This is a genomic window from Thermococcus aciditolerans (genome assembly GCF_008152015.1).
Taxonomy (GTDB): Archaea; Methanobacteriota_B; Thermococci; order Thermococcales; family Thermococcaceae; genus Thermococcus; species Thermococcus celericrescens.
This window is the reverse complement of the sequence record NZ_CP041932.1, coordinates 1,757,996-1,776,942: the sequence shown is the minus strand read 5'-3', so window position 1 is coordinate 1,776,942 and position 18,947 is coordinate 1,757,996. Positions and strand designations below refer to the sequence as shown.

At 58.0% G+C, this 18,947-nt stretch carries 23 protein-coding genes; 17 read left to right on the top strand and 6 right to left on the bottom strand.

Going from position 1 to position 18,947, the window contains the following annotated elements:
- Positions 1 to 40: 40 nt before the first annotated feature.
- The 13 genes from FPV09_RS09755 (at position 41) to FPV09_RS09695 (ending at position 11,969) form a co-directional block, all read left to right on the top strand.
- Entirely contained in the window at positions 41 to 358 is a 318-nt protein-coding gene (locus FPV09_RS09755) for a 3-methyl-2-oxobutanoate dehydrogenase subunit delta (protein WP_058939905.1), read from the top strand.
- A gap of 10 nt (positions 359 to 368) precedes the next feature.
- A complete protein-coding gene (porA, locus tag FPV09_RS09750; protein ID WP_058939906.1) occupies positions 369 to 1,556 on the top strand; it encodes a pyruvate ferredoxin oxidoreductase in 1,188 nt (395 codons plus the stop codon).
- 5 nt (positions 1,557 to 1,561) lie between these two features.
- Positions 1,562 to 2,497, top strand: a complete 936-nt coding sequence (locus tag FPV09_RS09745; protein WP_148883255.1) for a 3-methyl-2-oxobutanoate dehydrogenase subunit beta — start codon at positions 1,562 to 1,564, stop codon at positions 2,495 to 2,497.
- Between the two features lie 61 nt (positions 2,498 to 2,558).
- Positions 2,559 to 2,876: a pyruvate synthase subunit PorD gene (gene porD, locus FPV09_RS09740; RefSeq protein ID WP_058939969.1), complete on the top strand. Its 318-nt coding sequence runs from the start codon at positions 2,559 to 2,561 to the stop codon at positions 2,874 to 2,876.
- Positions 2,877 to 2,887: 11 nt separating this feature from the next.
- The gene (porA, locus tag FPV09_RS09735) at positions 2,888 to 4,072 is read left to right on the top strand and encodes a pyruvate synthase subunit PorA (protein WP_148883254.1); all 1,185 of its coding nucleotides are present in this window, start codon (positions 2,888 to 2,890) and stop codon (positions 4,070 to 4,072) included.
- 10 nt (positions 4,073 to 4,082) lie between these two features.
- Entirely contained in the window at positions 4,083 to 5,078 is a 996-nt protein-coding gene (porB, locus tag FPV09_RS09730; protein ID WP_148883822.1) for a pyruvate synthase subunit PorB, read from the top strand.
- A 113-nt stretch (positions 5,079 to 5,191) separates the two neighbouring features.
- Positions 5,192 to 5,773, top strand: a complete 582-nt coding sequence (mobA, locus tag FPV09_RS09725) for a molybdenum cofactor guanylyltransferase MobA (protein WP_148883253.1) — start codon at positions 5,192 to 5,194, stop codon at positions 5,771 to 5,773.
- Between the two features lie 107 nt (positions 5,774 to 5,880).
- Positions 5,881 to 6,585, top strand: coding sequence for an FmdE family protein (locus FPV09_RS09720; protein ID WP_148883252.1), 705 nt, complete (start codon positions 5,881 to 5,883; stop codon positions 6,583 to 6,585).
- 13 nt (positions 6,586 to 6,598) lie between these two features.
- The gene (locus FPV09_RS09715; RefSeq protein ID WP_148883821.1) at positions 6,599 to 7,726 is read left to right on the top strand and encodes an iron ABC transporter substrate-binding protein; all 1,128 of its coding nucleotides are present in this window, start codon (positions 6,599 to 6,601) and stop codon (positions 7,724 to 7,726) included.
- 5 nt (positions 7,727 to 7,731) lie between these two features.
- Positions 7,732 to 8,766, top strand: a complete 1,035-nt coding sequence (locus tag FPV09_RS09710) for a FecCD family ABC transporter permease (RefSeq protein WP_148883251.1) — start codon at positions 7,732 to 7,734, stop codon at positions 8,764 to 8,766.
- The gene (locus tag FPV09_RS09705; RefSeq protein WP_148883250.1) at positions 8,763 to 9,527 is read left to right on the top strand and encodes an ABC transporter ATP-binding protein; all 765 of its coding nucleotides are present in this window, start codon (positions 8,763 to 8,765) and stop codon (positions 9,525 to 9,527) included. Before FPV09_RS09710 ends, FPV09_RS09705 begins: the two co-directional genes overlap by 4 nt.
- An 84-nt stretch (positions 9,528 to 9,611) precedes the next feature.
- On the top strand, positions 9,612 to 10,517 hold the full coding sequence (locus FPV09_RS09700; RefSeq protein ID WP_148883249.1) for an Mrp/NBP35 family ATP-binding protein: 906 nt from the start codon (positions 9,612 to 9,614) through the stop codon (positions 10,515 to 10,517).
- Positions 10,518 to 10,601: 84 nt separating this feature from the next.
- Positions 10,602 to 11,969 (top strand): hypothetical protein, encoded by a 1,368-nt coding sequence (locus FPV09_RS09695; protein ID WP_148883248.1) that lies wholly within the window; start codon positions 10,602 to 10,604, stop codon positions 11,967 to 11,969.
- Here FPV09_RS09695 and FPV09_RS09690 read toward each other — a convergent pair.
- The 4 genes from FPV09_RS09690 to FPV09_RS09675 form a co-directional block, all read right to left on the bottom strand.
- Positions 11,953 to 12,687: a DUF2110 family protein gene (locus FPV09_RS09690; protein ID WP_148883247.1), complete on the bottom strand. Its 735-nt coding sequence runs from the start codon at positions 12,685 to 12,687 to the stop codon at positions 11,953 to 11,955. The two genes, FPV09_RS09695 and FPV09_RS09690, sit on opposite strands and share 17 nt — an antisense overlap.
- A gap of 36 nt (positions 12,688 to 12,723) precedes the next feature.
- Complete coding sequence (gene tfe / locus FPV09_RS09685) at positions 12,724 to 13,260, bottom strand: transcription factor E (protein WP_058939939.1); 537 nt, start codon at positions 13,258 to 13,260, stop codon at positions 12,724 to 12,726.
- Between the two features lie 142 nt (positions 13,261 to 13,402).
- Complete coding sequence (locus FPV09_RS09680) at positions 13,403 to 13,690, bottom strand: hypothetical protein (RefSeq protein ID WP_058939940.1); 288 nt, start codon at positions 13,688 to 13,690, stop codon at positions 13,403 to 13,405.
- Between the two features lie 159 nt (positions 13,691 to 13,849).
- Positions 13,850 to 14,773 (bottom strand): ADP-dependent ribose-1-phosphate kinase, encoded by a 924-nt coding sequence (locus FPV09_RS09675; protein ID WP_246112261.1) that lies wholly within the window; start codon positions 14,771 to 14,773, stop codon positions 13,850 to 13,852.
- A gap of 77 nt (positions 14,774 to 14,850) precedes the next feature.
- Here FPV09_RS09675 and FPV09_RS09670 point away from each other — a divergent pair, with 77 nt between their 5' ends.
- Complete coding sequence (locus tag FPV09_RS09670) at positions 14,851 to 15,444, top strand: regulator of amino acid metabolism, contains ACT domain protein (protein WP_148883246.1); 594 nt, start codon at positions 14,851 to 14,853, stop codon at positions 15,442 to 15,444.
- Here the strand turns inward: FPV09_RS09670 and FPV09_RS09665 are convergent.
- Entirely contained in the window at positions 15,434 to 15,709 is a 276-nt protein-coding gene (locus FPV09_RS09665) for an acylphosphatase (RefSeq protein ID WP_148883245.1), read from the bottom strand. The two genes, FPV09_RS09670 and FPV09_RS09665, sit on opposite strands and share 11 nt — an antisense overlap.
- Positions 15,710 to 15,779: 70 nt before the next feature.
- Here FPV09_RS09665 and cutA point away from each other — a divergent pair, with 70 nt between their 5' ends.
- Positions 15,780 to 16,091 carry a divalent-cation tolerance protein CutA gene (cutA, locus tag FPV09_RS09660; protein ID WP_058939944.1) on the top strand — a complete coding sequence of 104 codons (312 nt, stop codon included), beginning with the start codon at positions 15,780 to 15,782 and terminating at the stop codon, positions 16,089 to 16,091.
- On the top strand, positions 16,088 to 16,675 hold the full coding sequence (locus FPV09_RS09655; protein ID WP_148883244.1) for an endonuclease dU: 588 nt from the start codon (positions 16,088 to 16,090) through the stop codon (positions 16,673 to 16,675). Before cutA ends, FPV09_RS09655 begins: the two co-directional genes overlap by 4 nt.
- Before the next feature lie 91 nt (positions 16,676 to 16,766).
- Here the strand turns inward: FPV09_RS09655 and FPV09_RS09650 are convergent, their stop codons facing one another.
- Positions 16,767 to 17,603: a universal stress protein gene (locus tag FPV09_RS09650; protein ID WP_058939946.1), complete on the bottom strand. Its 837-nt coding sequence runs from the start codon at positions 17,601 to 17,603 to the stop codon at positions 16,767 to 16,769.
- A gap of 102 nt (positions 17,604 to 17,705) precedes the next feature.
- Between FPV09_RS09650 and gcvT the strand changes: the two genes are divergently transcribed.
- On the top strand, positions 17,706 to 18,902 hold the full coding sequence (gene gcvT, locus FPV09_RS09645; protein WP_148883819.1) for a glycine cleavage system aminomethyltransferase GcvT: 1,197 nt from the start codon (positions 17,706 to 17,708) through the stop codon (positions 18,900 to 18,902).
- The last annotated feature ends 45 nt before the right edge of the window (positions 18,903 to 18,947 follow it).

Sequence of the window (18,947 nt, the reverse complement as noted above, 5' to 3'; positions counted from 1 at the left end):
TTCTTTCCTTACCCTTAATCCAAGCAAGGTGGTGATAAGGTTGAACACGCTGTTCGGTGAAAAGAAAGAAGGGGCCACCAAAATCGTCCTCAAGAGCGTGGACGAGTATCCCGAGGCCCCAGTGAGTCTGGGAACAACTCTCAGCAACTTCACGGGAGACTGGAGGACCTTCATCCCGGTCATTGACGACGAGAAGTGCGTTAAGTGCTACATCTGCTGGAAGTTCTGCCCGGAGCCGGCCATATTCATCCGCGAGGACGGCTACGTGGGAGTTGATTATGACTACTGTAAGGGCTGCGGCATCTGTGCGAACGAGTGCCCGACCAAAGCAATAACCATGGAGAAAGAGGAGAAGTGAGGTGTTGAGCATGGAGTACAAGCCGATTAGGAAGGTTGTGAGCGGCAACTACGCGGCCGCTTACGCCGCCAAGCACGCCCGCGTTGAGGTTGTGGCGGCTTACCCGATCACCCCTCAGACGAGCATCATCGAGAAGATAGCCGAGTTCATAGCCAACGGAGAGGTTGAGAACCTCGAGTACGTGGCCGTTGAGAGCGAGCACTCGGCCATGGCAGCGTGCATTGGAGCGAGCGCGGCAGGGGCGAGGACCTTCACCGCCACCTCGGCCCAAGGTCTGGCTTTGATGCACGAGATGCTCCACTGGGCGAGCGGCGCGAGACTTCCTGTGGTCATGGTCGACGTCAACCGTGCCATGGCTCCTCCGTGGAGCGTCTGGGACGACCAGACCGACAGCCTTGCTCAGCGCGACACCGGCTGGATGCAGTTCTACGCCGAGAACAACCAGGAGGTCTACGACGGCGTCCTCATGGCCTTTAAGATAGCCGAGACCGTTAACCTTCCCGCGATGGTGATTGAGAGCGCCTTCATACTGAGCCACACCTACGACGTCGTCGAGATGATACCGCAGGAGCTCGTTGACGAGTTCCTTCCGCCGAGGAAGCCGCTCTACACCATCACGGACTTTGACAACCCGATATCCGTGGGTGCCCTCGGAACCCCGGCCGACTACTACGAGTTCCGCTACAAGATACAGAAGGCCATGGAGGAAGCCAAGAAGGTCATCCACGAGGTCGGCAAGGAGTTCGGCGAGCGCTTTGGAAGGGACTACAGCCAGATGATAGAGCTCTACAGGACTGACGACGCAGACTTCGTCTTCATGGGTATGGGTTCACTCATGGGAACCGTCAAGCAGGCGGTTGACGTCCTCCGCGAGGAGGGCTACAAGGTAGGCGCCGCCAAGGTCCGCTGGTTCAGGCCGTTCCCGAGCGAAGAGCTCTACGAGCTTGCCAAGAACGTGAAGGGAATAGCTGTCCTCGACAGGAACTTCTCCTTCGGCCAGGAGGGCATACTCTTCAACGAGGCCAAGGGAGTCCTCTACAACACCGACGCCCACCCGATCATAAAGAACTACATCGTCGGCCTCGGAGGCAGGGACTTCACGGTCGCCGACGTCAGGAAGATAGCCGAGAACATGAAGGCAATCATCGATAAGGGAGAGCTTGATGTAGAGGTGGACTGGTACCACCTTAAGAGGTGAGAAAGATGGAGATTCCCGAGAACGTTAAGAAGAGGTTGAGCATTCCAGCTGATGAGCACTTTTACGCAGGCCACACCGCCTGCCAGGGATGTGGCGCTGCCCTTGGACTTCGCTACGTGCTCAAGACCTACGGCAAGAAGACCATCTTCACAATCCCCGCGTGCTGTTCGACCATCATAGCCGGTGCGTGGCCGTACTCAACCCTCGACGCCCCGCTCTTCCACACGGCCTTTGAGACCACCGGTGCCGTCATGAGCGGTATCGAGGCAGCCCTCAAGGTCAAGGGCTACAAGGTCAAGGGCGAGGACGGTGTCATGGTCGTCGGCTGGGCCGGCGACGGTGGTACCGCGGACATAGGTCTGCAGGCCCTCAGCGGATTCCTCGAGAGGGGCCACGACGCGCTCTATATCATGTACGACAACGAGGCCTACATGAACACCGGAATCCAGAGGTCCGGTTCGACCCCGTACGGTGCCTGGACCACCAACACCCCCGGTGGAAAGAAGCACTTCCTCGAGAAGAGGCACAAGAAGAAGGTCATCGACATAGTCATAGCCCACGAGATACCCTACGCCGCCACCGCAAGCGTCGCCTATCCGGAGGACTTCGTGAGAAAGCTCAAGAAGGCCAGGGACACTCCGGGACCGAGCTTCATCCAGCTCTTCGCCCCGTGCCCGACCGGCTGGCGCTCACCGACCGACAAGAGCATTGAGCTCGCAAGGCTCGCGGTCCAGACCGCATACTTCCCGCTCTTCGAGTACGAGAACGGCAGGTACAAGATCAACATGCCCTCACCGAAGAAGGAGCCGAAGCCGATAGAGGAGTTCCTCAAGTTCCAGGGCAGGTTCAAGTACATGACCAAGGAGGACATAGAGATCCTCCAGCAGTGGGTCAACCACGAGTGGGAGAAGCTCAAGAAGCTCGCCGAGATCTTCGGCTGAGCTTTCCATCTTTACCCCAAGGTTTAAGTTTCCATCTGATAAGTCACCCGAGGTGATAAGCATGGCCGAGAGTCCGTTTAAGGCCGACATTGAGAGGGTTCAGAAGGAGTATAGCGAAAAGATGACCCCCGGAGCGATAGCCACCATCCCGGGGAGCAGCGTCATAAACAAGACCGGTTCCTGGCGTGTTTTCATGCCCGAGTTCAACCGGGACAAGTGCGTCCGCTGCTACCTCTGCTACGTCTACTGCCCGGAGCCGGCTATCTATCTCGACGAGGAGAACTACCCCGTCTTCGACTACGACTACTGTAAGGGCTGTGGAGTTTGCGCGAACGAGTGCCCGACCGACGCCATCATAATGGTTAGGGAGACCAAGTGAGGTGGTGAAAGATGCCGATTAGGAAGGTTATGAAGGCCAACGAGGCTGCCGCTTGGGCGGCCAAGCTCGCCAAGCCGAAGGTCATAGCGGCGTTCCCGATTACCCCGTCAACGCTCGTTCCGGAGAAGATCAGTGAGTTCGTTGCCGATGGAGAGCTCGACGCCGAGTTCATCAAGGTCGAGAGCGAGCACTCGGCGATTTCAGCCTGTGTCGGTGCCTCGGCGGCCGGTGTTAGAACCTTCACCGCGACCGCTTCCCAGGGTCTCGCCCTCATGCACGAGATACTCTTCATCGCCGCCGGCATGAGGCTTCCGATAGTCATCGCCGTTGGAAACCGCGCGCTGAGCGCTCCGATCAACATCTGGAACGACTGGCAGGACACCATCAGCGAGCGCGACACCGGCTGGCTCCAGTTCTACGCCGAGAACAACCAGGAGGCCCTTGACCTCATACTCATCGCCTACAAGGTCGCCGAGAACGAGAAGGTCCTTCTCCCGGCGATGGTTGGATTCGATGCTTTCATCCTGACCCACACCGTTGAGCCGGTTGAGATACCCGACCAGGAGCTCGTTGACGAGTTCCTCGGCGAGTACGAGCCGAAGTACGCCTACCTCGACCCGAGCAGGCCGATAACCCAGGGTACCCTCGCCTTCCCGGCCCACTACATGGAGGCCAGGTACACCGTTTGGGAGGCCAACGAGAACGCCAAGAAGGTCATAGACGAGGCATTCGCGGAGTTCGAGAAGAAGTTCGGCAGGAAGTACCAGAAGATCGAAGAGTACAGGACCGAGGACGCCGAGATAATCTTCGTCACCATGGGCTCACTCGCCGGAACCGTCAAGGAGTACGTTGACCACCTCCGCGAGCAGGGCATCAAGGTCGGTGTGGCCAAGATGACCGTTTACAGACCGTTCCCGGTTGAGGAGGTTCGCGCGCTCGCCAAGAAGGCGAAGGTTCTCGCGCTCCTCGAGAAGAACGTCACCTTCAGCGTCGGTGGAGCCCTCTTCCAAGACTTCAGCAGGGCGCTCATCAACGAGAGCGAGAAGCCGAAGATCGTTGACTTCATCCTCGGCCTCGGAGGCAGGGACGTCACCTTCAAGGACCTTGACGAGGCACTCGCGATTGCCCAGAAGGCCCTCAACGGAGAGGCCGTTGATGAGGTCAACTGGATCGGCCTGAGGAAAGAGATTCTGTGAGGTGATGAAGATGGCCGTTAGAAAACCCCCGATTACCACTCGCGAGTACTGGGCACCCGGTCACGCCGCCTGTGCCGGCTGTGGCTGTGCCACCGCTCTGAGGCTCGCCACCAAGGCCTTCAGCGAGGCCATGGAGGAGAAGTACGGCGATCCGAACGCCTTCGCCATAGCCCAGGCCACCGGATGTATGGAGGTCGTTTCAGCCGTCTTCCCGTACACCGCCTGGAAGGCTCCGTGGATCCACGTCGCATTCGAGAACGCGGCCGCTGCTGCAAGCGGTGTCGAGGCCGCCTGGAAGAAGCTCGGAAGGAAGGGCAAGATACTCGCCATAGGCGGTGACGGCGGTACCGCCGACATCGGTATGCAGGCCCTCAGCGGTATGCTCGAGCGCTGGCACAACGTCGTTTACCTCATGTACGACAACGAGGCCTACATGAACACCGGAATCCAGAGGAGCTCCTCAACCCCCTATGGTGCCTGGACCACCACCAGCCCGCCGGGCAAGTACTCCATCGGTGAGGACAAGCCCAAGAAGTGGGTCGCCCTCATCGCCGCCGCCCACCAGGTTCCGTACGTCGCAACCGCCAGCATAGGCAACCCGTTCGACTTCGTCAAGAAGATGAAGAAGGCCGCCAAGGTGGACGGCCCGGCCTTCGTCCAGGTCCAGTGTACCTGCCCGACCGGATGGAAGAGCCCGCTCGAGAAGGGCGTTGAGATCGCCAAGCTCGCCATCGAGACCGGCGTCTGGCCGCTCTTTGAGATCGAGAACGGCGACCTTTGGAACATCAAGATACAGGCTCCGGGAGGAGGCGCCAAGGTCAAGCGCGAGGGCGGTCGCGTAGTCGCCATCGAGTTCAAGAAGCCCATCGAGGAGTACCTCAAGCTCCAGGGCAGGTTCAAGCACCTCTTCAAGCAGCCCGAGGCCATCGACGTCATGCGCGAGCAGATAAAAGCAATGTGGAAGACCATCGGCGTCGAGGTCACCCTCCCGAAGCCGGAGGAGTGAGTTCCTCCCCTTTTGTTTCCTATTTTGATGCCGTTGATAAAAGAGAAGTGACGTCAGCCGGCGGTTCTTTTAGGTTAGATACCCTTGAAGCGACCCGTTCTGAGGTGTAAGGCGTGATCGGGGCGGTCCTAGCAGGAGGCAGGAGCAGGCGCTTCGGAGGCGACAAGCTCCTCGTCAGAATCGACGGGAAGCCCCTCATTCTCCACACCATCGAGAGGGTTGAACTGGCAAGGGGGGTCGACGAGATAGTGGTAATCTCATCTAGGGAGAATGCGGACATGATTGAAGCGCTCGGCTACGACGTCCTCGTCGATACACTCATGATCGGCCCAATAGGCGGCATCTACACCGCGCTGAGCCTCGGTGATGCCTTCGTGGTGGCCGGGGACATGCCGCTCATCCTCCCCGAGTTCATTGATTTCATCATCGATAGGTTCCTGGAGGCAAAAAAGCCAGCCTGCGTGCCGAGATGGGCAAACGGCTACCTCGAACCGCTCCATGCGGCATATTCTCAGGATTTCCTCCCGCTTCTTAGGGAAAAGATTGAGGAGGGAAACTACGCTATAAACAGGGCTGTGCGGGAAAGCGACGCCTGTTACGTGGATATCGAGGAACTGCCAGAGGAATGGCGGGAGAGCTTCTTCAACGTGAACACCCGCGGGGACGTTGAAAAGCTAAAGGGAAGAAACGTTTAGATCGCCTTGTCCCGGGCCAGAGACTCGGCTATCCAACCTTTTGTTTATAACACACATATCAAAAAAGTGTTAAAAATCGTGCTACTTGACCTGAAATTGGTGATACAATGCTTGAGCTCAACAGGTTAGTGGCAGAGAGAAACGTCGATGGAATACTGGAATACGCGAGAGAGTTCCACGGCCACGTTTGTCCCTACCTCGCCCTGGGGATAAGGGCATCGCTGATAGCGATGGAGGAACTCGGGGTTGGGAGGCTCGACTACTCCGGCAGCGTCGATGAGTCCATACTCGCGATAGTCGAGATCAACAGCTGCTTCACAGACGGCGTCCAGGTCGCCACGGGCTGCACCCTCGGCAACAATTCGCTGGTGTACATCGACCTTGGAAAAACCGCCCTGACGCTCGTCAGGCGCTCCACGTGGGAGGGCGTCAGGGTTTACGCAGACGGGGAAAAGCTGAGGCGGCACTACCCACCCGGGGCCCTTGAGCTGTTCAACAAGGTCGTCCGGGAGCGGAGGGGAACCGAGGAGGAGAGAAAGCGCCTGTGGGAACTGTGGGAGAGGGCGGCGAGAACCATGCTGCACCTCCCCAAAGAAGAATTCAAAATCGAGGGCGTAAAGGTTCCACCCATAGAACAGGCGCCAATAGTTGAGAGCGCCCGCTGCTCGAAGTGCGGCGAGCTGTTAATGGAGTCGAAGGCGGTTTACATAAACGGCGAACCCTTCTGCCTCCGCTGCGCCGGCGAGGCGTACCTGGGGGTCGTCGGTAAGGGCATAGTGGAGATCAACCAAACCGCTCCAAGGGGGTGCTGACATGGGGAAAGTTATGAAACGGCTGCTCACGGTTTTCCTCATACTGCTAACCGTCTCTCTGAGCGGATGTATCGGAAACACCGCGGAGAAGGGCGGATCAGAAACCACGACTGGAACCATAACCGTCACCGATGCCCTGGGAAGAACCATTGAGGTTCCGGCCCACGTTGAAAGGGTCGTTGCGGCGGGGCCGGGTGCGCTCAGACTGGTTGTTTACCTCAACGCAAGCGACATGGTCGTTGGGGTGGAGGACTTCGAAAAGCGCTACAGTTTCGGAAGGCCGTACATCATAGCCCATCCCGAGCTTAAAGAGCTCCCCAGCATAGGTCCTGGTGGCCCCGGAAAGCTGCCGGATTTCGAGGCCCTGATAAAGCTCGAACCAGACGTGATATTCATCACCTACGTCGATATCAAGACCGCAGACGAGATAGGGGAGAAGACGGGAATACCCGTCGTCGTGCTCAGCTACGGGGAGCTGGCAACATTCGATAATGAGGAGCTGTTCAGATCGCTCGAGCTGGCCGGGAGGATTCTCAACAGGGAGGAGCGCGCAGGGGAGGTCATAGCCTTCCTCAAATCCGCGCAGGAGGACCTCTTGAAGCGCACAGAAGGCGTCGAGCCGAGGAGCGCATACGTGGGGGGCATCGGCTACAAGGGCGCCCACGGGATAGAGAGCACGGAGGCAGGATACCCACCGTTTGCGGCAGTTCATGCAAAGAACGTCGCCGATGAGCTGGGAAGCGGCCACAAATCCATCGACGTGGAAAAGCTCCTCGAATGGCAGCCGGAGTACATCTTCATAGACGAGGGTGGTCTAAAACTCGTCCTCGACGACTATAGAAAGAACCCCGACTTCTACAACTCACTCAGCGCCGTGAAAGAGGGCAACGTTTACGGCATACTGCCGTACAACTTCTACACTACCAACATAGGCACGGCCCTGGCGGATGCCTACTTCATAGGAAAAGTCCTCTATCCCGAGCGCTTTAAAGACATAGACCCGGCTGAGAAGGCGGACGAGATATACAGGTTCCTCCTCGGAAAGCCCGTTTACGCCGTCATGGCGGACCAGTTCGGAGGCTTCGGGAGCATAGACCTCTCCAACGGAACTGTGAAGCACTCACTACCGACGTCACCGTGATCACCATGGACTACGAGAGGTACACCGCCAAAAAGCTCTCCATTGGCCTTTTCCTCTTTCTCCTCACGGCCCTGGTTAGCCTGTACTCTCTCTCCCACGGCTCGTATGAACTCACACCCCGCGAGGTTCTGGAGGCGCTCCTCGGGGGAGGGAGCGGGGGCGCGGGCCTCGTCGTCTGGAAAGTCAGGCTTCCCCGCATAACCGCGGGCCTCCTCGTGGGGGCCACCCTGGCCGTGGCCGGCGCCGTCATGCAGGGCTTCCTCAGGAACCCACTGGCCACGCCCTTCACGATGGGGGTTTCCCACGGCGCGATGTTCGGGGCCTCCCTCGCGATACTTCTCGGAGCCGGCTACGCCGAGAGCTCCGGCAGGATATCCCTTGACAACCCCTACGTGGTCGTCCTCTTCGCCTTCATGGGGGCGATAAGCGCCACGGCGGTAATACTGCTCCTCGCGAAGCTGAAGGGACTGAGCCCGGAGGCGATAATCCTGGCGGGCGTCGCCATGAGCTCCCTGTTCGTGGCCCTGACCACCCTCGCCCAGTACTTCGCCGACGAGCTACAGCTCGCCGCCATGGTTTACTGGAGCTTTGGGGACCTCGGCAGGGCCACATGGAGGGAAGATGCCATAATGGCCGCCATCTTCATCCCGGTCCTCGGGTACTTCATCGTCAAGCGCTGGGACCTGAACGCCGCCGCCATGGGCGACGAGGTGGCGAAGAGCGTTGGCGTTGATGTTGAGCGGGTGAGGCTGATCTCCACGTTCCTCGCGGCCCTGATAACCGCAGTCAGCGTTGCCTTCGTCGGGGTCATCGGCTTCGTTGGCCTGATAGCCCCCCACGCGGTGAGGCTGGTGGCGGGCGGGGACCACCGCTTCCTGATTCCCCTATCGGCGCTGGCGGGGGCGCTCCTCCTTGTAACCGCCGACACCATCGCGAGGCTCATCCTGTCGCCGATGATACTTCCGGTGGGCATAGTGACGTCCTTCCTCGGCGCGCCGACGTTCATCTACCTGCTGGTGAAGATGGAGGGAAGGAGATGAAGCCGTCATCCGAAAAGCACGTCCTGAGTGCCAGAAACCTGCGGTTCTCATACAACGGTTCCGAGGTGCTCAGGGGGATTAACCTGGACGTCGGGGAGGGCGAGTTCGTGGCGGTGCTCGGGCCCAACGGTGCCGGTAAGAGCACCCTCGTGAAGTGCCTGGCGGGGATACTGAACTGCGGGGGAGTGGAAGTCTTTGGACGGCCCCTCCGCGAGTACTCGAGGGACGAGCTCGCGCGCCTCATCGCCTACGTCCCGCAGAGAACAGAGCCCGGGTTCATGACAGTCTTCGACACGGTGCTCCTTGGAAGGAGGCCCCACATGGGGCTGAGGCCATCAAAGAGGGACATCGCGGCTGTCAGGGCAGCCCTGAGGACGCTCGGGATAGAGAACCTGGCCACCAAAACCACGAACAGACTGAGCGGCGGTGAGCTTCAGAAGGTGGGGATAGCGCGGGCCCTCGCCCAGGAGCCCAAAATACTCATCATGGACGAGCCAACGAACAACCTGGACATAAGAAGCCAGCTAGAGGTTATGAGACTCGCCAGCGGGTTCTCCAGGGAGGGAGGAACCGCGATAGTGGTGATGCACGACGTCAATCTGGCGCTGCGCTTCGCGAAGAGATTCATCTTCATGAAGGGGGGTAGGGTCGTGGCAGATGGGGGTCTTGAGATTCTCGACGGGGCGCTCTTCAGAGAGGTTTACGGCGTGGACGTTGAGATTGGGGAGATACGGGGCATACTCGCCGTCGTCCCCCTTTAGAGTACCCAAACCTGGGTAATACTGTCAAATTTTTGGACAAAACTTTTAAGTTCCTTAGGGCAACCTAAGCCGGAGGTGAATGAGATGACGATCAAAGCTCCCACACTCAACATAGGAGGACTGGGCGCTGACCCACTCACCCAGAGGATAAACGAGAAGCAGGAGAAGTGGACGTACAAGATAGCCGTCCTGAGCGGCAAGGGCGGCGTCGGCAAGAGCACCGTGGCGGTTAACCTCGCCGCCGCTCTGGCAAAGAAGGGCTACTTCGTTGGAATACTCGACGCGGACATACACGGGCCGAACGTCGCCAAGATGCTCGGCGTTGACAGGGCGGAGGTTCTGGCCGAGAAGATGGAGGACGGCAGGTTCGAGATGATACCGCCGATGAACGACTTCCTCGGCCAGACGACCCCGATAAAGGTCATGAGCATGGGCTTCCTCGTTCCGGACGACCAGCCGATAATCTGGCGCGGGGCCCTCGTGACCAAAGCCATCAAGCAGCTCCTCGGCGACGTCAACTGGGGTTCTCTCGACTTCATGATAATCGACTTCCCGCCCGGAACCGGCGACGAGATACTGACCGTCACCCAGACCCTCAAGCTCGATGCGGCGGTTATCGTCACCACCCCGCAGGAGGTTGCTTTGCTCGACACGGGCAAGGCGGTTAACATGATGAAGAAGATGGAAGTGCCCTACGTTGCGGTCGTCGAGAACATGAGCTACCTCATCTGCCTGCACTGCGGCGGCGAGATAGACATCTTCGGCAAGGGCGGCGGGAAGAAGCTCGCCGAGAAGGAGGGCGTTGACTTCCTCGGCGGCATACCCATAGACCTCAAAGCCAGGGAGGCAAGCGACGCCGGCATGCCCATAGTCCTCTACGAGGACACGGTTGCCGCCAAGGCCTTCATGGAGATAGTTGACAAGCTCGTCGAGAAGCTCGAAGCGATGAGGGGCGGGAAGGAAGCCCCGGATGAATCCAAGGAGGAGTAATCCCCCGTTATCCCCTCCTTCTTTATCGGGTTTCCCTGCATTAACTTTTTAACCACCTCTGGGTATCTCATCGGGAGGGAGAGCATGAAGAGGGTTCCCGTTCTAATCGCGCTCATCCTCCTGCTGGCGGTTCCATTCGTTTCTGCCGGCGAGCTGGCATATTATCCAAACCCCGAAGCGTTCCAGGCGTTTCTGGGCTCAAATTCCACCTACACCGTCGTCCCGGGCAACGAGACATGGGCAATAGGCTGGGCATACTACGTGGACGAAAAGCTCTACACCGTCAAGCGTCATGGAAACGACACCCTGGTTCTCGTCGGCAACGTTTACAACAACGGGCTCATGGCGTCCGTCTGGAACCGGACGGGACTCCCCGCGAACGCCTCCCTTCTCCCCTCCATCGTCGTCCTCAACGGCACCGTTCTCATAACGGGCTCGGAGGACAGCATCCACCTCACGGAGAGGGCATTTGAGGGGCTGTGGAACCCTCCCAGAGGCTCAGTGGCCACATTTCTGACGCTGGTGTTCACCATAATCATCGTATTCCTGGTCCTCCTCAGCGGCGACGACAGCCACGCGGGAAGGTTCTACGCGCTGGCCGCCTCCCTCTTCCTGCTCTGGTACCTCACGGCGGAAAGACCCGGACTCACTGACGAATTCCTGGCATACCTCTCGTCCGCCCTAAAATTCGCGGCCGGCGGCTCCCCGGACTCCCCCCTGAGCGCCATCATGGGAGCAGTCTTCAGAACGGTGCCCCCCATCGAGGAGAACATAATCTTCGTCCACTGGCTCCTTATACTCCTGATAATGTCTTTCGCGTTCTACCTGGCCCCGAGGAGGTCCCGCGAGCTGGGCTTTCTGGTCTTCGGGCTGACCTTCGTCGCCCCGATGTTCAGGGAGAGCTTCTGTGAGGTAAGCGGGGATGCCCTGGGCCTCGCGGGTTTCATGATAGCCCTCGCGATAGTGAGCAACGTGACGTTCTCGCCCGAGAAGTGGAAGGCGCTCCTCCAGACGGGGGTGCTGTCCCTGTTCACCCTCCTGGCGGTGGCGATAAACCCCTACCTCGTCCTGATGCCGCTGATATTTGTGATAGCCTTCCCCAAGAGACACCTCAGAAACTACGCGTACCTTCTCATAACGGGCATTGGAGTCTTCCTGCTCTACGGGGCCTTCGGACTGCCGCCCGACATACCATCAAACATGGACCCCAACACACCTGCACACGTCAGGGACTTCCTGCTGAACGGCTCCCTCACGATCGCAACTGCGGTTTACGCGATCGCGGGAAGAGAAAAAGGCATAAGAATGAAGGGACAGACGGCATTTCTGCTCCTGATGACCCTGATCTACATCCCTGTGGCGCTCTTCGTGCCGGCCATGTTCCCCTACTGCTTCGTCCTGCTGGCAGCCCTCGCGGTCCGCCTAATCCACGGGCTCACTCCCCGAACTTGATAGCGCCGATGAGGGTTCCCTTCAGATGGGGCCCTATCTCCTTGATTATGCCCGGCGCCTGGGTGTCCTTCTTGAGTATGAGGAGCGTCTCCATGAGGCCCAGCTCCTCGACGCGCCTGACATCCCTGCCGTGGCCGGTCTGGATGAGGGCTTTCTCAACGTTCTCGCTAACCGTCCCGGTTATGAAGAGCTTGTCGTGACCGTCGTTGAGCCAGGATTTCATGCGCCTCAGCTGGGAGTCGCTGAAGGCCAGCTCAACCTCCCTGGCACCGAACTCTACATCCCTAACGGTCACCTCGACGGGGAGGTTGTCAACCCAGCCGAACCTGCCTATCATCTCCCTGACCGGAATCTCACCGAAGGTCTCCTTCAGGTAGTAGAGGGGCAGGAGGGCATCCTTCGGCCTCGGGCTGAAGATTCCAACGTCAACGTAGGCGCCGTAGCCAACCTTCCCGAGGTCTATGAAGCGGCCGCGGTAGGTCTCTCCCTCCTTAACCGCGCTCAGCCTGTACGGAACCTCGCCGAACTCATCGCGCACCAGGTTCGCGCTTATCTCCTCGTCCTCCCCGGTAAGGGAGACCTTCACCCAGTTCTTTTTGACGGCGGAGAGCTTCCACTCAACTTCCAGATCGCCCAGAAGGGCCTTCAGTCTCCTGTCGAGTTTAAGAAAACCGCTCCTGTCACCGTAAACTTTCTCCAGAATAACCACTTCTTCCATTCTCACCATCCCCGAAGTTCATTAAAGGAAAGCCATTCAGTTGGACTTCTTTCTGGGCTTCTTCCTGAGGCCGAGTTCTATCTCAAGCTCCTCGATGCGTCTCTTAAGCTCCTCCACGACCTCGGTGTTGTCGTACTGCATGAGCATCGCACCACATATCGGGCACTGGAACTCGTACTCCATGGCCTCGTCGAAGGTAAGCTTTGGATGACCCGGTGTGCCGCAGTGGTAGTATATCTCGCTGGTCTCCTCCTCCAGCATCTCCCTGAGCTTCTTGAGCTCCGCCATCTTTTTGGAGCGGATTATCTCGGGGAGGCGCTTGGTCTCAAGGCGCCAGTAGTAGTAATACCAGCCGGTCTCCTTGTCGCGGATGCGCTTGAACTCCGCCAGTCCCTGGTCGTAGAGCATGTAGAGAACCTTTCTCACCGTATTAACGCGTATCTCCGTTATCTCCGCAAGTTCCTCGTCCGTGGCTTCCTTCTTCTTCTCAAGAGCCTTAATTACCTCAACGGCCTCCTCGCCGCCCATGTCCATTGCAAGTTCGAGGAGCTCCTTGTTCTTCCGCCTTGCCACAGTAACGACCTCCAGAGAATATTCGATCCCCTGACTTCACGCCCACAAAGCTGTCCAATATTAAACTATGTGGACTGCACTATATATAGGTTTTTGTCATATTTCCAACCCCAATGAACAGAAAAGAACATCAGATGAGGGGTCACTCGGTGAAGTACTCGTTGAGGAGCTCCTTTGCCGAGGGCTTGTAGAGCTCTATAACTTCTATGTGCTCTATGACGTTTCCCTCGCGGAGCTGAAGCTTGACCTTCCCGCCGTAAACCTGAAGGTCATCAAGCATACCGTATATGGCATCCTCCGCCTCCAGGGGGGTCTTGAACTTCATTATGTACTCCTCTCCCTCCGAGAGAATGAGCTTGACCCAGTACTCGTTCTTCCTCTTGAACGGACGGGTGATCTTGGGCTTGAAGTTGTCGATTATGATTTCCAAGCGCGCCACCTCCACTCTAAGGACTTTTGGCCCCTCTAAGACTTTTAGGGCACGGATTTTTAAGGGTTTCTTAACAGGAAGCTTAAAACAAGTACATCGACAGGTATTTAAACGTTATGAAAGGGGCCCCTGCCCACGGGGAGGGGAAAAAGAGCCCGCTCAGTTTCTGCCGAAGGGCAGGTTGAGACCCACCTCCCCGGCAGCAGCTATGACGTCCTCAAGGGGCATCACCGCGCTTCTGGCTCCAACCTTCTGAACGGTGAGGTACGCCAGAAGCATCCCGAGCCTCGCGGCGTCATCCAGCCTCCATCCGTTGAGAATACCGTAGATAACGCCCGCGTCAAATGAGTCCCCGGCACCGGTGGAATCAACGACCTCCGCGCTGAGCCCCCTGATCTCATGAACGTTTCCAGAGGCGTCCCTGACCAGCGCCCCTCCTCCGTTCAGAGTAACCACGAGGTTTTTGGCCCCCGAGAGGGAAAGGTCGAAGGAACCGAACTTTCTCCTGTACTCATCCTCGTTCATCATCAGGTAATCCACCTTTCTCTCAACCTCGGGAGGAAGCTCCGCCTCGCCTATGTCGAGGGAGACCGTGATGCCCCGCGAGTTGGCAAAATTGACAACGTCCACTATCGTCTCCCTGGGGTTCGAGGAAAGGTGAACGTGCCGCGCCCTGGAGAGGTAGTTGAAATCGAGGTCTTTGAGGAGGTTCGCACCGGGGTACTTCACTATCCTCTTGTCCTCTCCCCGTATCATCGCTATGGCCACGCCCGATGGGGCATCGACGACCCTTATTCCGCCCGTGTCAACGCCTATCCTCCTGAAGTACGAGAGGTGGGCCTCACCTATCTCATCCCTCCCGACGGCGCCGATGTAGCCCGTTCTCAGGCCGAAGTGCGCGAGCCAGCTTATGGTGTTCGCGGCGGCGCCGCCGAGGCCGAAGAAAGCCTCCTCCGCGTTGACCTTCTCGTGAAATTCCGGAAAACGCTCGATGAGCATTATGATGTCGTAGTTAAGGTTCCCAATTCCCACCACATCGAAGTCCGCCATCCTCTCACCCCTGCGGTGGAAGCTACGGGGCATCCGTTAATAACCTTGCGCCGCGGGGGAAAGATTTAAATATCCATTCCTACTCATATGTGGGTAAGAGGTGAACAAAAATGATGCTCATACTCGAGGCCTACTTCAAGAACTACCCCGCCAGGAGAAAGGTGGCCGAGTTCCTTTTCGAGAACGGCCTCAGCGTAAAGAATGGCAAGATATACCTCCGGAACGTCGAGGTTCCAATAAGCGAGCTCGCCAGGATAATCGGGGTCAACAGGAAGATAGTCTACCACACCATCGAATACATAGAGAAGACCTACCCGCTCAAGCTGATATTCGAGAAGCTCAACCCGCTGCCGAGCCTCATCGACGTCGCCCCGCTGATGGGATGGGAGGTTCTCGAGATAGAGCTGGACAAGGAGAAGTACCTCCAGGGTTTCTCACAGGTGCTCGGGCTCCTCCACCAGAACGGGGTTCCCGTCATGGAGGTCTTCAGCAGGAACCTCCGCGAGGAGCCGACGAAGCTCTACATAGTCATTGACGGAACGCTCCCCGTCGAGGTCTTCGTGAGGATCAAGGAGATGCAGGGCTTCAGGAAACTCATACTCCACACGCCCGAGAAGGATAAGGAGAAGTACGTCTGCAACTACTGCGAGGTCAAGTACTGCCCCAAGAGGATCCTGATGGAGCGCCTCGCCGCTACCCAGTGACCCTGAACCCCTCAAGCCCCTCCGGTTCTTCCCATTTTACCTCCACACGGGTTACCCTCGCGAGGGCCGACCCCTGGTGTGCCCATCCTATCAGGGCTTCGACCCTCTCCTCGTCCCCCTCCACAACGGCCTCAACAGTGCCGTCGGGCAGGTTCCTCACCCACCCGCTGACGCCGAGCTTCCTCGCCTCCCTCTGCATGCTCCAGCGAAAACCAACCCCCTGAACGCGCCCGTGGATTCTAAGGTGCGCCCTCACCCGTTCCATACCACATCCCGTCCTTACTACTCCCGCAACCGATTTAAGCTTATCCGTTGAGCTTAAGACGGGTGGGAGGATGGAGATGATACTAGTTTACACAACCTTCCCCGACTGGGAGAGCGCCGAGAAGGTGGTGAAAGCCCTCCTTGAGAGAAAGCTCATCGCCTGCGCCAACCTCAGGGAGCACAGGGCGTTCTACTGGTGGCAGGGGAAGATCGAGGAGGACACCGAAGTCGGCGCCATACTCAAGACAGAGGTCGAGAAGTGGAGGGAGCTGAGGGACGCCATCAAAGAGATGCACCCGTACGAGGTTCCCGTGATAGCCAGGATAGAGGTGGACAAGGTAAACGATGAATACGCGGAGTGGCTCGAGAAGGTGCTGTCATGATAAGGAAGGTCAAGCCCCAGATACGCGTCGTTGGGTTTGACGATGGGACGTTCTCTTTCTCTTCCAAACTCCAGCGGGAGAAAACAATTCTGATAGGCGTCGTCATGAAGGGCTTCCAGGAGGTTGTTGGAGTTCTCTCGCGCTGGATAACCGTCGACGGAAAGGACGCCACGGAGGCCATGATAGACGCCATCAGATCATCCAGATTCAAAGATTTGAGACTGATTCTCCTTAAGGGCATAACCTACGCCGGCTTCAACGTCGTTGACCTGGAGAAGCTCCACAGGGAAACGGGACTGCCGGTTATAGTAGTCGTCCGGAAGAGACCGGACATCGGGGCGATGGAGGCCGCGCTCAGGAAACACTTCCCCGATGCGGAGGAGAGGCTCGGGCTTCTTAAAAAGGCACCCCCACTGGTTGAGATGATACCCGAAAAGCTCTATTTCCAGGCCGCAGGTGTGGACGAGAAGACCGTGGTCGAGATAATCCGGGCCACCACGAGGACCGGCCTAACCCCCGAACCCCTCCGGCTGGCACACATGATAGCCTCCGCAGTGATGACCGGCGAGAGCAAGAGGGAGTAGATTTATAAGGCGAAAATTGGAGAAAAGAACGACCGATGATGGCAACAGGGTAGCTACCGAATCCTGATGTGGAAGCCGTTCCAGACTGAGGTCAATCACACGGAACCAGCAGCACAGGAACTTTTGAGTCCCTTATGACACGCTCCGCAGTGCTGCCAAGGAGTAGGTCCTTGATGAAGCTCCTTCCCTTCTTGCCGATGACTATGAGGGTCGAGTTCTTGGCGAGCGACGTCCCTATTATCGCCTGGCTCGCCGAGCCCACCATCACCTCTGCCTCGAACCCCGCCCTCAGTCCCCTCGCGGACTTCTCGAGGTTCTTCTTCGCCAGCTCTATGTTGTGCTCCAGCTCGTCCATGCTGCCATAGTCAACCGAGTGCAGAAGGAGCCCGCTCTCCACCAGCTCCTCAAACTTCCGGACGGTCTTAAGAACCTTTATAGAGCAGTTTGAGAAGTCCAAAGTCACCAGTGGGCGCCTGAAGACCTCGGAACAGTCCCCGGACAGCTCAAATTTACCGTCCCTGTTGACGTACTTGAGGAGCAGGACCGGCCGCTTCGTGGCCCTCGCAAGGTTCGAAGCGGTGCTTCCGACGAACATCGTCCTCCATATGTTCTCGCCCATGCTGGGGATGACCACCAGATCCACTCCCTTCTCCTCGGCGGCCTCGGCTATCTCCATCGAGGGGATTCCTATCCTCACAATCGCCTCGACCTTCACACCGTCCCCCTTGAGCTCCTCAGCCAGCCCCTCCAGCCTCTCGCGATACACGTCCTCGAGTTCAAAGGCCTCGAACTCGGCTATGGTTATATCGACGACGTGGATGAGGTAGAGCTCCCTAACACCCATGGAAATGAGCTTGGGGATGCAGGTGCGCAGGGCGTGTATGGACACGTCCGAAAAGTCGGTCGGGTACAGTACCTTCTCAAACATCTCGAACACCTCAGTATTAATTTGGACGTTGATGCTTATTATCGTTGCCCATGTATTGGAAAGGGTTATAACGCCCCGATTGAAGTTTGAACGGTGATAGCTATGGTCAAGAGGGTCCACATATTCGACTGGCATAAGGAGAACGCCAAGAAGGTCGAGGAGTTCGCGGGCTGGGAGATGCCCATCTGGTACTCCAGCATAAAGGACGAACACCTCGCCGTTAGAAACGGCGTCGCAATCTTCGACGTCTCTCACATGGGCGAGTTCATCTTCCGCGGGAAGGACGCCCTCGAGTTCCTCCAGTACGTCACGACCAACGACATCTCAAAGCCCCCCGCCATAAGCGGAACCTACACCCTCGTCCTCAACGAGCGCGGAGCGGTTAAGGATGAAACCCTCGTCTTCAACATGGGGAACGACACCTACATGATGGTTTGCGACAGCGATGCATTCGAGAAGCTCGAGGCCTGGTTCAACGCGATAAAGCGCGGAATCGAGAAGTTCGGAGACCTCGACCTCGAGATAGAAAACAAAACCTACGACATGGTCATGTTCTCAATCCAGGGTCCGAAGGCGAGGGACCTCGCAAAGGACCTCTTCGGCATCGACATCAACGAGCTCTGGTGGTTCCAGGCGAAGGAGGTCGAGCTCGACGGAATTAAGATGCTCCTCTCAAGGAGCGGCTACACCGGCGAGAACGGCTGGGAGATTTACTTCGAGGATGCCAACCCCTACCACCCGGACGAGGGCAAGCGCGGAAAGCCGGAGAAGGCCCTCCACGTCTGGGAGAGGATTCTCGAGGCCGGCGAGAAGTACGGCATAAAGCCGGCCGGACTCGGGGCGAGGGACACCCTCAGGCTTGAGGCAGGCTACACCCTCTACGGAAACGAGACCAAGGAGCTCCAGCTCCTCAGCACCGACATCGACGAGGTTACTCCCCTCCAGGCCAACCTCGACTTCGCCATCTTCTGGGACAAGGAGTTCATCGGCAAGGATGCCCTCCTCAAGCAGAGGGAGCGCGGCCTCGGAAGGAAGATGGTGCACTTCAAGATGGTCGACAAGGGCATCCCGAGGGAGGGCTATAAGGTCTACGCGAACGGCGAGCTCATCGGAGAGGTCACCAGCGGAACCAGCTCCCCACTCCTCGGAATCGGCATCGGAATAGCCTTCGTGAAGGAGGAGTACGCCAAGCCAGGCGTCGAGCTGGAGATAGAGATAAGGGGCAAGCCCAAGAAGGCCGTGACGGTAGCTCCGCCCTTCTACGACCCCAAGAAGTACGGGGCATTCAGGGAGGAGTGATTCTTCCTCTTCTTTTCTCCAAAAACCTTTTAGGTAATGGGGGCG